Here is a 16,026-nt window from a genome sequence, read left to right on the forward strand (position 1 = left end):
AGGGGAATGATCCATGACCGATGAGACAGCGCTTTTGCAGCAGATCGAAGCGACGGGAGAGGTTCTGGCGCGGGCGCGGAGTGAGGTCGCGCGGCGGATCATCGGGCAGGAGCGGGTCGTTGACCTGACGCTCAATGCGATCCTGTCGGGCGGGCATGGCCTGTTGGTCGGTGCGCCGGGTCTGGCCAAGACCCGCTTGGTGGAGACATTGGGCACGGTCCTTGGCCTTGATGCCAATCGGGTGCAGTTCACGCCCGATCTGATGCCCGCCGATATTCTGGGGGCCGAAGTGCTTGAAGGAGATGCGGGCGGCAGCCGCGCGTTTCGGTTTATCGAGGGGCCGATTTTCTGCCAGCTTCTGATGGCCGACGAGATAAACCGCGCCGGGCCACGCACCCAATCCGCGCTGTTGCAGGCCATGCAGGAGCGGCATGTTAATGTCGCGGGCGCGCGGCGCGATCTGCCCGCGCCGTTCCATGTGCTCGCCACTCAGAACCCGATTGAGCAGGAAGGCACCTATCCGCTGCCAGAGGCGCAACTCGACCGGTTCCTGTTGCAGATTGACGTGGATTACCCCGATCGGGACGCCGAGCGCGCCATCATGCTGGCCACCACCGGATCGGAGGACGCCGCAGCCGCGCCGGTGCTGGATGCCGCTGGTCTGATCGCGGCGCAATCGGTCGTGCGGCGGATGCCCGTGGGGGAGCAGGTGCTGGAGGCGATCCTTGATCTGGTGCGCGCCGCGCGGCCCGGCACGGAAGATGCGGGTGCGGCGGTCAACACCGCTGTCAGTTGGGGTCCGGGGCCGCGTGCGGCGCAGGCGCTGATGCTGGCGGTCCGGTCTGCCGCGCTGCTAGACGGGCGGCTTGCCCCGTCGGTTGAGGATGTGGCGCGGCTGGCCCCTGCGGTGCTCAAGCATCGCATGGCGCTTGGCTTTGCCGCCCGTGCCGAGGGGCAGACCATCGAAGGGGTCATCGCAGCCCTGGTCGCGGAAAAGCTCGGGATGGAGGCCGCCGCCTAATGACGACCCGTGCGGGCATGGACACGGCCACGGGCCGCGCCGTCTGGCTGCGCCGCGATGCGGAGCGGATCGGCGGCACGCTGCCACCGCTTCTGGCGGAGGCAGAACGGCTTGCCGCGACAATTGCCGCCGGGGTGCATGGGCGCAGGCGCGCCGGTCCGGGAGAGGAATTCTGGCAATACCGGCAGGCTCTGCCGGGGGACGTGGCGAGCGCGATTGACTGGCGCCGCTCTGCCCGGTCGGACCATGCGTATATCCGCGAAATGGAATGGGACGCGGCGCAGACCGTGACGATCTGGGCCGATACCGCGCGCGCGATGGACTATCAGGGGCCAACCGCCCCCCGCAGCAAGGGAGAGCGCGCGCGCCTGCTCGCGCTGGCGCTCGCGGTTCTGTTGGTGCGGGGTGGGGAGCGTGTGGCTTTTCACGGGACGGAGGCGACCGAGCCAAAAACCGGGGAGCAGCATCTGCGCCGCCTTGCACTCGCGCTGTCAGGAGAGGAGGACGGGCGCCCGGATTACGGCGCGCCGCTCGCATGGCCCGGTCGCCGCACCGGGCGCGCGGTGTTGCTGTCCGATTTCCTTGGCCCATTGGACGCGGTGGAGGACATGGTCCGATCCGCTGCTGCCGGGGGCGTTGCGGGCGTGCTCGTGCAGATCAACGATCCGGCGGAGGAGCAGTTTCCCTTTGATGGGCGCACCCGGTTCCGGTCCATGGCCGGAGTGCTGGATTTCGAGACGGAGCGCGCACGCGCCCTGAAAGACAATTACGTTCTGCGACTGGCCGAGCGGCGGGATACGCTGGCACGGATCGCGCGCGCGGCAGGCTGGCAGGTGATCCAACATCACACGGATGTCAGCCCGCGCGTGGCGCTGTTGTCGCTCTATACTCTGTTGCGGGGGGCGCGCTGATGCTGACGCTTGGTCCTCTTGCCTTTGCCGCACCGTGGCTCTTGCTGGCGCTGGGCGCGCTGCCGATCCTGTGGTGGCTGCTGCGCGCGATCCCGCCCGCGCCCAAGGTGGAGCGGTTCGCGGGCGTCAGCCTGCTGATGGGGCTGGATGATCCAGAGCGGATGCCGGAGCGGACGCCATGGTGGCTGTTGCTGTTGCGCCTTCTTGCCGTGGCGCTGGCAATCCTTGCCCTCGCAGGCCCGGTGTTGAACCCGCGCAACACGGTGGGTGCGCAGGACGGGCCTCTCCTCATATTGATGGATGGCGGCTGGGCCAGTGCCGCCGATTGGGCCGCAAGGCAGGCCCGCGCTGGCGAAGCCCTTGAGGAAGCCGCGCGCGCCGGGCGGCCCGTGATTTTCGCAAGCCTCGCCGCCCCGCTGACCGAAGGCAGCCTGACGCCCCGCACCGCGCAGGATTGGCGCGGCACGCTGGAGGCTCTTGCCCCCGCGCCATGGGCCCCGGACCGGGCCGGTTTCGCGCAGCGCCTTGGGCAGAGTGATCTTGCCGGGGTGGAAACGCTGTGGCTTCAGGATGGTGTGGGGGAGGATGCGGGGCTGACGGACGCGCTGCTCTCGCTTGGCCCGGTGACGGTGATCCGGCCCGTGCGCACGGCCCGCGCCCTCACCCCGCCGCAATTTGCCGATGGTCAGATCACGGCTGAGGTGCTGCGGACCGAACCGGGGGCCGAGCGGCGCATCGTCAACGCCATTGGCCCCGATCCCAGCGGGATTGAGCGGATCCTTGGCACCGGGGAGGCCGTGTTCACCGGGGAAGAGGCGCGCGCGACCGTCACCTTTGATCTGCCGCTTGAGCTGCAAAACCGGGTGAGCCGCCTTGTCCTCGATGGCCCGCCGAGTGCTGGGGGCGTGTCGATGGCCGATGACGCGCTGCGCCGCCGCAGTGTCGGGTTGGTTGCGGGCGACGCGTCGGAAGAAGGCATCCGGCTTCTTGATCCGCTGCATTATTTGCGCACAGCGATGGAGCCAACGGCGGAACTCTACGAATTGCCATTGGCCGATTTGCTGTTGGCGCGGCCTGATGTGATCGTGCTGGCCGATATCGCGGCTTTCGCGCGGACCGAGCGAGACGCGCTGGAGGCTTGGGTGAGTGAGGGCGGGCTCCTGATCCGGTTTGCCGGGCCACGGCTTGCCGCGAGTGGATTGAGCCAGTTTGAGCGCGACACGCTCTTGCCCGTGCGCCTGCGTGCGGGCGGGCGCAGCGTTGGCGGTGCGATGAGCTGGGGTGCGCCCAAACGCCTGCGCCCGTTTGACGACCAGAGCCCCTTTGCCGGGCTTGCCACACCGGGGGACGTGCAGATTTCGTCGCAAGTTGTGGCACAGCCCGACCCCGATCTGTCGGATGTGACCTATGCGACGCTGGAGGACGGCACGCCGCTCGTCACCGGGCGGCGCTTGGGGGAGGGGCGCGTGGTTCTGTTCCATGTGACCGCGAATGCCGATTGGTCAAACCTGCCGCTTTCGGGTCTGTTCGTGCAGATGCTTGACCGTCTGACGCAATCCACCCGGCCCATCGGCGGGCAGGAGGACAGCGTCGCTGGTCAGGTCTGGACGGCGGAGCGGGTGCTGGACGGCTATGGCAGCCTCACGCCGGCAGAGGATCAGCCGGGGATCGACGGCGCGCGTCTGGCGGAGGGGCAGGTCGGCCCCGACCTGCCGCCCGGCCTTTACGTTGCGGGTGATCGCAGCGTGGCGATGAATGTGTTCGGCCCGGGAGCGAGCCTTGCGCTCTTACCGATAGGAGAAGGCGTCACCGTGGCCGACATCGCGCCCGCGCCAGAGCAGAGCCTGATGCCCCCGCTGTTGTCTGCGGCGTTCCTCCTTTTGCTGGTGGATATTCTTGCGACCCTCGCGCTTGGCGGGCGGTTACTGCCTGCGCGCCGGGTGGCGGGCATGGCGCTGGCGGTGCTGGGACTGTCCCTCCTGATGGCGCCTGACGCGGCGGTGGCGCAGGGGGATACACCCGATGATATCGCCATTTTCGCGACATCCGAGACGGTTCTGGGCCATATCCTGACGGGCGACCCCCGGCTGGATGACGCCGCGCGGGCGGGCATGAATGGCCTTGCCCTGACGCTGACCCAGCGCACGGCGGTGGAGCCGCGTGTCGCCTCCGTCAATCTGGAAACGGACGAGTTGGCTTTCTATCCGCTCCTTTACTGGCCGGTGTCGGAGAGCCAGACGCTGCCGTCCGATGCGGCCTATGCGAAGCTCAATACTTTCCTGCGCAATGGCGGGTTGATCCTGTTTGACACAGCGGATGCGCATCTGGGCGGGTTTGGCACCGATACGCCCACGGGCCGCGCGCTGCGCCGCTTGGCCGATGGGCTGGACCTGCCGCCGCTGGAGCGGGTGCCGCAGGACCATGTGCTGACCCGCACCTTTTACCTGCTACAGGGCTTTCCGGGGCGGCATATCAACGGGGAGGTCTGGATCGAAGCCGCCGCAAATGCGCGGGAGGAAGAAGGCCAACCGTTCCGCACCCTGAACGATGGCGTGACCCCCGTAGTGATCGGCTCCAATGACTGGGCGGCAGCCTGGGCGGTGGATGATCAAGGCCGCCCGCTCTATCCCGTGGGACGGGGGGCGAGTGGCGACCGGCAGCGCGAAATCGCGCGCCGCTTTGGCGTGAATCTGGTGATGTATGTGCTGACGGGCAACTATAAATCCGATCAAGTCCATGTGCCGGCGCTTTTGGAAAGGTTGGATCAATGACCGCTGAGGTGATTTTCGATCCGGCCCTGCCATGGTCGGTGCTGGCGGTGGCTGCTGTGTGTCTGCTCGCATTGGCGGGCTATGCCGGGCGGCGCGGGCTGGTGGGATGGCTGATGCGCGCCGGAGCCGGGCTGGTGATCCTTGCGGCCCTCGCCAACCCGTCCCTGCGCGAAGAAGAGCGCACGCCACTGCCTGATATCGCGCTTCTGGTGATTGATGAGACGGCGAGCCAATCCATCGCACCCCGCCCCGCACAATTGGCCGAAGCGGAGGCCGCATTGCGGTCCGCGCTGGACGCAGCCGCCCTTGATCCTGATGCTCCGCTTGAATGGCGGGAGGTCCGCGTGGCGGATCGGCGCGGCGATGAGGAACCGGGAAGCTACCTCATGACAGCGCTTGAGGCCGCAGCGCGTGAATTGCCGAGCGACCGGATCGCAGGCGCCATTCTGCTCACCGATGGGCAGGTGCATGACGCGGATTTGCTCACCAGCTTTCCCGCGCCCGTGCATGTGCTGCTGACCGGGACGGAGCGTGAGTGGGATCGCCGCCTGATCGTCGAAACCGCGCCCGCGTTTGGGATCGTTGGCGAAAGCGTGCCGCTCAGCCTGCGCATTGAGGAAACTGGTCTGGTGCCCGATGGCGAGGATCGCGTGCTACTGACCGTCGCCCTTGATGGGGATGTGGTGCTGCGCGCGCCTGTGCCGAAAGGCGAAACGCTTGATTTCGAGGTGCCGATTTCACGGGGCGGGCAGAATGTGCTGGAACTCTCGGTGCCCGAAGGACCGCAAGAGCTGACCCCGCGCAACAACACGGCCCTTGTGACCATCAATGGCGTGCGCGACAGGCTCCGTGTGCTGCTTGTATCGGGGGAGCCGCATCCGGGCGGGCGGACTTGGCGCAACCTCCTGAAATCCGATCCGGCGGTCGATCTGGTGCATTTCACCATTCTGCGTCCCCCGTCGAAACAGGATGGCGTGCCAGTGTTTGAGATGAGCCTGATCGCCTTTCCAACACGCGAATTGTTCATGGAAAAGATCGACGAGTTTGACCTCATCATCTTTGACCGCTACCGCCGCCGTGGCGTTTTGCCGACACCCTATCTGAGCAATATCGTGCGTTATGTCGAGGAGGGTGGGGCCGTTTTGGTCGCCTCTGGCCCGGCATTCGCGGGGGTTGAGAGCCTTTATCGCACTCCGTTGCGCACGATCCTGCCCGCAGCACCGACAGCCCGCGTGATCGAGGAGGGGTTCTTGCCCCGGATCAGCGCGCTTGGCGACCGGCATCCTGTCACCAGCGACCTGACGGCGGAGGCACCGCGTCCGGTGAGTGCGGATGGCACGCCGGGCTGGGGCCGCTGGTTCCGGATGATTGATCTGGAGAATGTGTCGGGCGACACGCTGATGCAGGGCCCGGAGGGGCGACCGCTTCTTGTGCTGGACCGACCGGGCGAGGGGCGCATCGCGATGCTTGCCTCTGATCACGCATGGTTGTGGTCCCGTGGCTATGAAGGGGGTGGGCCGCAGCAGGAATTGCTGCGCCGCTTGGCGCATTGGCTGATGAAGGAGCCGGAACTGGAGGAGGACGTGCTGACGGCGGAGCCGGATGCCGATGGGCTGATGATCGAACGTCGCTCGCTCGCGCAGGTAACGTCGGCTGTGACGATCACCCGACCCGATGGATCGACGGAGGAGGTGGTGCTGAGCGAGGCCAGCCCGGGCCGCTGGATCGGCCGCGCCGCCGCCCCGGAAGATGGGCTTTATCGCCTGAGCGATGGCGATCTTGACCGGGTGGTGGCGATTGGACCTGCCGCGCCGCGCGAGTTTGAGACGCCCTTGTCCACTGGCGCGCTGCTGTCCCCGATTGCGGAGGCGACACGCGGCGGGGTGAAGCGCCTGAGTGACGGTATTCCAGATATCCGCCGCATCCGCGAGGGTCGCAGTGCGGATGGTCGCGGCTGGATCGGCCTTGTGGAGCGGGGCGGCTACCGTGTTGAGGATATCTCCCTCACGGGCCTCGCACCGGGCTGGCTGATGCTGCTGCTTACGTCCCTGTTGATCGTCGGCGCTTGGCGAAAAGAGGGCCGCTAGGCGCTCCCGCACGTCGGCTTCGCCTCCCTTTGGGGTGAGGGCGAGAGACAAACGCTGCGGGGCAGCGTTTGCGCCCGAACGCGCTGAATGGAATGAAGCGCCGGGAAAGGCCGGCGCTGCGCGCCGGTTCAAGATTGCGCTGAGGTGTTTGAGGAACAGGTCTGTTCCTCAAATCACCCGTTCAATTGTGCGGTTACAATTCGCCCGCGCGTCAAGGCCGCTCGTTCCTCGGACCTTGACCCACGGCCGAATCGCAGGGGCTGCTCTAACAACGCCAAGTCCAATTCACTTTCTTCAAATATACCCCGCCGGAGGCACTGCCGCGCCGTCAGGCGCGGCACCCTGCTCTGCGCCTCATCCGCCAATCGCGCCGCGCACACCTGCTGTTTGCGCCCGGTCCAGCAGGAGGTGATCGAGGATCACACAAGCCATCATCGCCTCCCCCACCGGAACCGCGCGGATCCCCACGCAGGGATCGTGCCGCCCCTTGGTGATGATCTCCGTCTCCGTCCCGTCCACGCGGATCGTCTTGCGCGGGGTCAGGATGGAGGACGTTGGCTTGACCGCAAACCGCACCACCAGCTCTTGGCCCGTGGAGATGCCCCCCAATATCCCACCGGCATGGTTTGAGCCATAGACCGGCCCGTCTGGCCCCATGCGGATTTCGTCGGCATTCTCGGAGCCGCGCAGGGTCGCGGCGGCCATGCCTTCCCCGATTTCGACCCCTTTGACGGCGTTGATCGACATCATCGCGGCAGCAAGGTCGGTATCAAGTTTCGCATAAACCGGCGCGCCGAGGCCCGCGGGCACGCCCGCAGCGTTTATCTCAATCACCGCACCGACGCTGTCATGCTCCTTGCGCAGCGCATCGAGTGCGGCTTCCCAATCTGCCACAGCATCGGGATCGGGGCACCAAAGCGGGTTGTCGCGCACCGTGTCCCAGTCGCGCCGGTCGGTCCGCAGCGTGCCCATCTGGACCATCGCCCCGCGAATGCGCAAACCCGGCACCAGATCGGCGAGCACGGCACGCGCCACACCGCCCGCTGCCACCCGCGCAGCTGTTTCCCGCGCGGAGGACCGCCCACCGCCGCGATAATCGCGCAAGCCATATTTCTGGTGATAGGTGATGTCGGCATGGCCGGGGCGGAAGCTTTGCGCGATCTCCCCATAGTCCTTGGAGCGCTGGTCGGTATTCTCGATCATCAATTGGATGGAGGTGCCGGTAGTGCGTCCCTCAAACACGCCGGAGAGGATGCGCACCGCGTCGGCTTCGCGCCGCTGGGTCACGTATTTCGATCCGCCCGGTTTGCGCTGATCCATCCAGTGCTGGAGCATCTCTTCATTAATCGCCACGCCGGGCGGGCAGCCATCCACCGTGCAGCCAAGCGCGGGGCCGTGGCTTTCGCCCCAGGTCGTCACCCGGAACATATGGCCAAACGTGTTGTAGGACATGGCGTGTGCTCCCTCAAATCCGGTCTCGGTTGGGTCTAACGTGGCGGTCGCTGGCCTGCAACGGGCTGATATGCGATTGCATATCCCGACAACCGGGTTATGTGCTGCCACACCAGAGCCAAGGAGCCACCCGATATGACCGCATTCGAGCCACGCGACTACCGTGACGCCTTGGGCACCTTCCCCACGGGCGTGACGGTCGTGACCACGATGACCGAGGGCGGGCCGGTGGGGATCACGGCCAACAGTTTTGCCTCCCTGTCGCTTGATCCGCCCTTGGTGATGTGGGCACCGGCGCGGGCGTCCCGCCGCTTTTCCGCTTTCGTGGAGGCGGAACAGTTCGTGATCCATATCCTGCGCGCGGATCAATCGGCGCTCGCGAATGCCTTTGCCCGAACGGGATTTGAGGCCTTTGCCCAATGTGATTGGGCACCCGGGGCGGCAGGGCCGGAATTCCCGGTCGCTGCCGCAATGTTCCGATGCAGCCGGGAGGCGACCCATCCGGGGGGCGATCATGCCATCGTGGTGGGCCGGGTGCAGTCCTATGTCCATGACGCTGACGCCACACCGCTTTTGTATCATCGCGGTGACTATCCCACGATGCGCTGAGCCCAGCCCGTTTCTTTTTTCCCAAAATACTCACGCGCGCAGCGCCACCGCCGCGCCTGGGCGGCGGTTTTCCCGCGTGCGCCGTGCTTGCCCCCTTATCCCCCTTGCGCTAGACCGCAGCACAACCTGACTGCCCGACCGATAGGACGATCCCCATGGCCAAGACCAAGGTGAAAAAGCCCCGCCGCCCGCAGGCGCTCCCGCCGCGCGGTTTTCGCGACTATTTCGGGGAGGAGGTGCGCGCGCGGGGCGCCATGCTCGCCAAGATCACGGAGCAGTATCAGCGCTATGGCTTTGACCCACTGGAAAGCTCCGCTGTGGAAACGGTGGAGGCGCTGGGCAAATTCCTGCCCGATGTGGATCGCCCGAATGAAGGCGTGTTCGCGTGGCAGGACGAGGACGAGACGTGGATGGCGCTGCGCTATGACCTGACAGCGCCCTTGGCGCGGGTGTATGCTCAGTACCGCAACACGCTGCCATCGCCCTATCGCCGTTATGCCGTGGGGCCTGTCTGGCGCAATGAAAAGCCGGGCCCGGGGCGGTTTCGTCAGTTTTATCAGTGCGATGCGGATACGGTCGGCACGGCTTCTGTCGCGGCGGATGCGGAGATTTGCGCGATGCTCGCCGACACGCTGGAGGCCGTGGGGATCGCGCGCGGCGACTACATCGTGCGGATCAACAACCGCAAGGTTCTCAATGGGGTGATGGAAGTCACGGGCCTGCTTGATCCGTCCGATCCGGAGGCCAAAAGCGCCGAGCGGGGCATCGTCCTGCGCGCAATCGACAAGCTTGACCGGTTGGGAGAGGACGGCGTGCGCGCGCTCCTTGGTGCGGGGCGCAAGGACGCGTCGGGCGATTTCACCGATGGCGCGGGGCTGAGCGATGCGCAGGCCGATATTGTCATGGGATTTGTCAGCGCGCGGCGGGACACGGGGTCTGCCACTTGTGCGCGGCTCGCGGAACTGGTCGCAGGGTCTGAGACGGGGCTTGCGGGCGTGCGGGAATTGGAAACCATCGCGGAATTGCTGGAGGTGCAGGGATATGGCGCGGACCGGGCCGTGATCGACCCAAGCGTCGTGCGCGGGCTTGGCTACTATACCGGCCCGGTCTATGAGGCTGAGCTTACCTTTGAAATCATGGATGAAAAGGGCCGCCCGCGCCAGTTTGGCTCCGTCGCCGGGGGCGGGCGCTATGACGATCTCGTGAAGCGGTTCACGGGTCAGGAAGTGCCCGCAACCGGTGTCTCCATCGGCGTGGACCGCCTGCTTGCCGCCCTAGAGGCCAAGGGACGGATCACCGATGAGGCGCGCGGGCCCGTGGTCGTTACTGTGATGGATCGCGACCGGATGGCCGAGTATCAGGCGATGGTGGCCGATCTGCGGAATGCGGGCATTCGGGCCGAAGTCTATCTTGGCAATCCGAAAAACATGGGCAACCAACTCAAATACGCCGATCAGCGCAAAAGCCCGGTTGCGGTCATCCAAGGCTCGGATGAGCGGGAGCGGGGCGTGGTGCAACTTAAAGACCTCGACCTTGGCGCGCGGCTCGCCGCTGACATCACCTCCAACGAGGAATGGAAGGCGCAACCTGCACAGCGCGAGGTGCCGCTCAGCGATCTGGTGGCGGAGGTGCGCGCGATCCTTGGGCGGGACGGATGAGAGCAGCGGGCTATCTGCCGGAGGCGCTGATGGGCCATGACCTGACGCGCCTGTCGGCCCTGACGGACGACCTGCTGGCGGGATTTCAGGCGGCAGGCGCCGTCCGGGTGGAGCCGCCTGCGCTGTTGGATGCGGAAACGCTGCTGGACCTTTATGGCGAAGATATCCGCACCCGCGCCTATACCACCCATGACCCGGCGGAGGGGGAGCGGATGCTGCGCCCCGATTTCACCGTACCCGTGGTGGAGATGCACACCGCGATGGGGCAGGAGCCCGCGCGCTATTGCTATGCTGGCCCCGTGTGGCGGCGGCAGGAGCCGGGATCGGACCGCCCGACGGAATACCGTCAGGTGGGCTACGAATTGTTCGACCGGGGCGATGAGGCGGCGGCGGATGCGGAAGTGTTCGCGCTGATCGCGGCGGCTTTGCACGGGCGCGGGCTGACCGTTGCCACGGGCGATATGGGCGTGCTGCGGGCGGCGGTCTCTGCCCTTGATATATCCGAGCGGCGGCGCGCGGCGCTGATGCGCCACATCTGGCGCCCGGCACGGTTTCGCAAACTGGTTGAACGTTTCGCTGCACCGATGGCCATGACGGAGGCGCGCGCGCGCCTTCTCGATGCCGCGCGGGAGGGGGAGGGCGCTGTCGCAGCCCTCATCAAACAGGCCGCGCCGGTGCAGGGCGTCCGGGCGCGGGCAGAGATCATCGCGCGCGCCATGGCGCTGAAAGAGGCGAGCGAGGAGCCACCCCTGACAGCAGCGGATCGCGCGCTTTTGGATCAGGTGACCGGGCTTGCCGGGACCGTGGCCTCGGCAGCGGGTGCGGTGCGCGCGATGGCGCGCGCCCATGCGGGGATGGACGCCGCGGCCGACCGGCTGACCCGGCGGGCGGCGGCGCTGGCCGCGCGCGGGCTGGACCCGGCGACGTTGCCTTTTGCCGCGCAATTCGGGCGCACGACTTTGGAATATTATGACGGGTTCGTGTTCGGCTTTGTCGATGAGGCGCGACCCGATTTGCCGCCCATCGCCTCCGGCGGGCGCTATGACGCGCTGACGGCGGCCCTGTCGGGCGGGGCGGGCATTCCAGCGGTAGGCGGGATCATCCGGCCCGAAGTGCTGCTGGCGCGGGAGGGATCGTGATGCTGAAACTTGGCCTGCCCTCCAAGGGGCGCTTGCAGGAGGACGCGATCCGCTGGTTCGAGCGGGGCAACATCACCATCCGGCGCACCGGGTCTGGCCGCGAATATGCAGGCCGGGTTGAGGGCATCGACGGGGTGGAACTGGTGCTGCTGAGTGCCGGGGAAATCCCGCGCGAACTAAATGCCGGGCGCATCCATATGGGTGTGACAGGGCAGGATCTGGTCCATGAAAAGCTGCCGCATTGGCGGCGCGATCTGGTGGAGCTGGCGGAGATGGGATTTGGCCATGCCGATCTGATCGTGGCGGTCCCGTCCTCATGGGTGGATGTGGAGACGATGGACGATCTCGATCAGGTCGCCGCTGCCTTTCGCGCGACCCACGGGCACCGTTTGCGCGTGGCCACCAAATACCATGCGCTGGTGCGCACGTTCTTCCGCCGTGAAGGGGTGGCCGATTACCGGATCGTGGACAGTCAGGGTGCCACGGAAGGCACGATCAAAAATGCCACCGCAGAGGCGATCGCAGACATTACCTCCAGCGGGGAGACATTGCGCGCCAATCACCTCAAGATTTTGAGGGACGGCCTTATCCTCGCGTCACAGGCAACACTGTTCCTGAGCCAAACCGCGCAATGGGGTGCGGCAGAGCGGGCGGCGCTGGTGCAGCTTTGCGCGCAATTGGGGCTGACCGCCCCTGCGCCGCGCGATTAGAGACTTTCGACCCGTTCGCGGTCATCCTCTGCGCCGAACAATTCGATATTGGCCGCCTGACATTGCTCAAGCGCGTCGAAAAGGTCGGTCAGGCAATCGACGGAGGCGGTGCCAAGATCGAGGTTGAACACCCAGGTCGCACCAACTTTCTCCGGCCCGGTCAGGCGGTGGATGACGCCGTGAAATTCGGGCGTGTCCTCATCAAACCGGACCTGAAACGCCTCCAGATACCAGCGGCGGATCGGCTGCCAATTTGGGGTCACGCCACGGCGCAATTCCACCGCGACATGCAGATCATTCCACTGGAAGGGAGAGATGCGGACATTCGCGCCATTCCCCAGTTGCAAGGAGAACGGATCAAACCGAACGACAAGGCTATCGGTCACGTCAAAGGTCGCGGTGTCGCCGCGCACTTCGGTGGCCAGATCGTAGCGTTCCGGCAGATTGAGCGATCCGGCACGTTCGACACTGCCGCTCGGGATACGGCGCAGCACATCGGTCTCACACTCGAACCCCTTGTCGAGCGCGCTGGCCATTTCCTCCAGCAGCCGCGACAGGAAAATGTCGCGAACCGGTGTCAGAACATCAAGAAGCACACCCTGCGTGCGCGTCATCCCGGTATTCCTTATTTCAGGCCGATATCGGCCAAGGCCAATTCAAGTGTCGTGGGTAGCGCGTCGTCGTCTTCCGCGCCTGTGGGAAGATCCTCAGGCGCGTCTTTGGCAACCAGATACCGCCAGCCCTGAAATGGGCGGCGCGGCGCTGGCTTTGTTCTTATCACACTATTGTCTAAGACAATAGCACATCGTTTGGTTCCATCCGCATCTGTGACCTGATCCAATCTTGTGATCTTTTGTCGTGCTAAAATGAAACCTTTAAACACCCAGTATAGGGAACCGCCGTTCAGCAGTTCTGCTTCGCGCCGGGGCCACATCCGCGTGACATGGACATGCTCCGGTGCTTCGCCCCGCGCCTGTTTCATCGCGCGTTGCCGGGCCTGCCAATCCAAAAGATCGGCCACGCCCTCTGCCCCGACGCAGAGTTTCAACAGGTTCAGATCATCAGCTCCCATAGATAACGGGTGCCGAAGGATGGGGTGCGGGTCAAGCGGATTCGACGCTAAGTCTGCACAAGAACCAGGCAAATTCTGTCAGATGAGAGACATGGGTGAGGAATTGGCCGTTTCTACAGCGGATGCTTGTGAAACGCCCGTATTTATTGGCCCAAATCGCGCCGCCCGCGGGCGGCCATTGCGGTTGACAGGGGGGGTAGGGCGCGCATACTCAAGCCTTCCCGACAGAACAAGCCGTGAACAGGATCCGTGCCATGACCGCCTTCCATGCCCCCATTGCCGAGCAGATCTGGGATATGAAATATCGGTTCAAGCAGGCCGATGGCACACCGGTCGATGTCACGGTCGAGGACACATGGCGTCGCATCGCACATGCGCTCGCGGCGGTGGAGGACGACCCGGGCGCATGGCAGGGGCGGTTTTATGATGCGCTGGCAGGCTTCAAGTATTTGCCCGCAGGCCGGATCATTTCCGGCGCAGGGACAGAGCGGACGGTGACGCTTTTTAACTGCTTTGTGATGGGCACGGTGCAGGATTCGATGTCCGGCATTTTCGACGGGCTGAAAGAGGCCGCCCTGACGATGCAGCAGGGTGGCGGCATCGGCTATGATTTCTCCACCATCCGGCCCAAGGGCGCGCTGGTCAAAGGTGTGGGGGCCGATGCCTCCGGTCCGCTGTCGTTCATGGATGTGTGGGACGCGATGTGCCGCACGATCATGAGCGCAGGCGCGCGGCGTGGTGCGATGATGGCGACGCTGCGCTGCGATCACCCCGATATCGAGGATTTCATTACCGCAAAACGGGACGCGGTGCGACTTCGCAATTTCAACCTGTCGGTTCTGGTCACCGATCCGTTCATGGACGCGGTGGCGGCCGATGGCGACTGGGATCTGGTGTTCGAGGGCACGACCTATCGCACCATCAAGGCCCGCGCGCTGTGGGATCTGATCATGCAATCAACCTATGATTACGCCGAGCCGGGCGTGATTTTCATCGACCGGATCAACCAAAAGAACAATCTCAGCTATGTGGAGAGCATCGCCGCGACGAACCCGTGCGGGGAGCAGCCCTTGCCGCCCTATGGCGCGTGCCTGCTTGGCTCGATCAACCTTGCGGCTTTGGTGACGAATGCGTTTGAGGACGGGGCAGAGATTCCCGATGCAGCGCTAGACGATCTGGTCGCGACCGCCGTGCGGATGATGGACAATGTGGTGGATGCGTCCCGCTTCCCGCTCGATGCGCAACGAGCGGAAGCGCAGGCGAAACGCCGGATCGGGCTGGGGGTTACGGGGCTCGCAGATGCCTTGTTGATGCTTGGGCTGCGCTATGGCTCTGAAGAGGCGGCGCGTCAGGCCGGGCGCTGGTTGGAACGGATCGCGCGCGCCGCGTATCTGGCCTCAGCGCAATTGGCGAAGGAGAAGGGCGCCTTTCCGCTCTACGACCGCGACGCGTTCTTGCAGGCCGATATCATGCAGCGATTGGGGGAGGATGTGCGCGCGGCGGTCGCGGAGCATGGCATCCGCAACGCGCTGCTGACCTCCATCGCACCCACGGGCACGATCAGCCTTCTGGCCGGGAATGTGTCGAGTGGGATCGAGCCGGTGTTCGCCTATGCCTATACCCGCAAAGTGACCCAGCGCGACGGCTCCAAAACCGAGGAGGAGGTGGTGGATTACGCCGTCCAGACCTTCCGCGCGAAATTCGGGGAGGACACGCCGCTGCCCGACTATTTCGTCAGCGCCCAGACGATCAGCCCGCTTGATCATGTGCGGATGCAGGCGGCGGTGCAGCCATGGGTGGATAGCAGCATCTCCAAAACCATCAATGTGCCCGAAGATATTGATTTTGCCTCCTTCAAGGATGTGTATCTGGAGGCGTGGAACAGCGGCTGTAAGGGCTGCACGACCTACCGCCCCAATGCGGTGACGGGCAGCGTGTTGAGCGTGGCGGAGGAAAAGCCCGCCGAGGCCAAGTCCGGCGATGTGGTCTATATCGCGGAGCCGCTCGACCGCCCGGCAAAGCTCGAAGGGCAGACCTACAAGATCAAATGGCCGAACTCTGAGCACGCGATTTATATCACCATCAACGATGTGATGGAGGGCACCCGCCGCCGCCCGTTTGAGGTGTTCATCAACTCCAAGAACATGGAGCATTTCGCGTGGACCGTCGCGCTTACACGGATGGTGTCGGCGGTGTTCCGGCGCGGGGGCGATGTCTCTTTCGTGGTGGAGGAGTTGAAGGCCGTGTTCGACCCGCGCGGTGGGGCGTGGATGGGCGGCAAATATGTACCCTCGATCCTTGCCGCCATCGGCGGGGTGATCGAACAGCACATGGTCGAGATTGGCTTTATCGAAGGTGAAGGCATGGGGCTAAAGGCTGATCCCCATGCGGAGGCCGTGCGCGTGGGGGAGGCCCCGATGGGGGCTGCCTGCGACAATTGCGGGCAATTCGCCGCGCGGATGGTCGAGGGCTGCATGACCTGCGGCGCCTGCGGGCATTCCAAATGCGGCTAGGCTGCGCCTGAACGCGGGCAACACAAACGTGATTGGCAGTTGATTGCCGGGTTTGGCCTAATCCACCCCGCCAAGCCTGCCGC

The 16,026-nt window shown here is 65.2% G+C and carries 12 protein-coding genes; 9 read left to right on the plus strand and 3 right to left on the minus strand.

Annotation, left to right across the window (positions count from 1 at the left end; all coding sequences use genetic code 11):
* Positions 1-13: 13 nt before the first annotated feature.
* Genes FHS89_RS05520 through FHS89_RS05535 form a run of 4 tightly spaced genes read left to right on the plus strand, consistent with a single transcriptional unit; the run spans position 14 to position 6,790 of the window.
* Positions 14-1,021, plus strand: coding sequence for an AAA family ATPase (locus FHS89_RS05520; RefSeq protein ID WP_184009387.1), 1,008 nt, complete (start codon positions 14-16; stop codon positions 1,019-1,021).
* Positions 1,021-1,932, plus strand: coding sequence for a DUF58 domain-containing protein (locus FHS89_RS05525; protein ID WP_246413610.1), 912 nt, complete (start codon positions 1,021-1,023; stop codon positions 1,930-1,932). The genes FHS89_RS05520 and FHS89_RS05525 overlap by 1 nt, the downstream gene beginning before the upstream one ends.
* A complete protein-coding gene (locus FHS89_RS05530; RefSeq protein WP_184009389.1) occupies positions 1,932-4,703 on the plus strand; it encodes a DUF4159 domain-containing protein in 2,772 nt (923 codons plus the stop codon). Before FHS89_RS05525 ends, FHS89_RS05530 begins: the two co-directional genes overlap by 1 nt.
* Positions 4,700-6,790, plus strand: coding sequence for a hypothetical protein (locus FHS89_RS05535; RefSeq protein WP_184009392.1), 2,091 nt, complete (start codon positions 4,700-4,702; stop codon positions 6,788-6,790). The genes FHS89_RS05530 and FHS89_RS05535 overlap by 4 nt, the downstream gene beginning before the upstream one ends.
* Before the next feature lie 354 nt (positions 6,791-7,144).
* Here the strand turns inward: FHS89_RS05535 and aroC are convergent, their stop codons facing one another.
* Positions 7,145-8,242, minus strand: coding sequence for a chorismate synthase (aroC, locus tag FHS89_RS05540; protein ID WP_184009394.1), 1,098 nt, complete (start codon positions 8,240-8,242; stop codon positions 7,145-7,147).
* A gap of 135 nt (positions 8,243-8,377) precedes the next feature.
* Between aroC and FHS89_RS05545 the strand changes: the two genes are divergently transcribed.
* The 4 genes from FHS89_RS05545 (at position 8,378) to hisG (ending at position 12,358) form a co-directional block, all read left to right on the plus strand.
* A complete protein-coding gene (locus FHS89_RS05545) occupies positions 8,378-8,851 on the plus strand; it encodes a flavin reductase family protein (protein WP_184009399.1) in 474 nt (157 codons plus the stop codon).
* Positions 8,852-9,006: 155 nt separating this feature from the next.
* Entirely contained in the window at positions 9,007-10,509 is a 1,503-nt protein-coding gene (gene hisS / locus FHS89_RS05550; RefSeq protein ID WP_184009400.1) for a histidine--tRNA ligase, read from the plus strand.
* Positions 10,506-11,648: an ATP phosphoribosyltransferase regulatory subunit gene (locus FHS89_RS05555; protein ID WP_425502775.1), complete on the plus strand. Its 1,143-nt coding sequence runs from the start codon at positions 10,506-10,508 to the stop codon at positions 11,646-11,648. The genes hisS and FHS89_RS05555 overlap by 4 nt, the downstream gene beginning before the upstream one ends.
* A complete protein-coding gene (hisG, locus tag FHS89_RS05560; protein WP_184009402.1) occupies positions 11,645-12,358 on the plus strand; it encodes an ATP phosphoribosyltransferase in 714 nt (237 codons plus the stop codon). Before FHS89_RS05555 ends, hisG begins: the two co-directional genes overlap by 4 nt.
* Here hisG and FHS89_RS05565 read toward each other — a convergent pair.
* Both FHS89_RS05565 and FHS89_RS05570 read right to left on the minus strand, forming a co-directional pair.
* Complete coding sequence (locus tag FHS89_RS05565) at positions 12,355-12,972, minus strand: hypothetical protein (RefSeq protein ID WP_184009404.1); 618 nt, start codon at positions 12,970-12,972, stop codon at positions 12,355-12,357. The genes hisG and FHS89_RS05565 overlap by 4 nt on opposite strands.
* A gap of 11 nt (positions 12,973-12,983) precedes the next feature.
* Positions 12,984-13,430, minus strand: coding sequence for a DUF1489 family protein (locus FHS89_RS05570; RefSeq protein WP_184009406.1), 447 nt, complete (start codon positions 13,428-13,430; stop codon positions 12,984-12,986).
* 254 nt (positions 13,431-13,684) lie between these two features.
* Between FHS89_RS05570 and FHS89_RS05575 the strand changes: the two genes are divergently transcribed.
* The gene (locus FHS89_RS05575) at positions 13,685-15,943 is read left to right on the plus strand and encodes an adenosylcobalamin-dependent ribonucleoside-diphosphate reductase (protein ID WP_184009408.1); all 2,259 of its coding nucleotides are present in this window, start codon (positions 13,685-13,687) and stop codon (positions 15,941-15,943) included.
* Positions 15,944-16,026 lie beyond the last annotated feature (83 nt).

This window comes from Rubricella aquisinus (genome assembly GCF_014199445.1).
GTDB lineage: Bacteria > Pseudomonadota > Alphaproteobacteria > Rhodobacterales > Rhodobacteraceae > Rubricella > Rubricella aquisinus.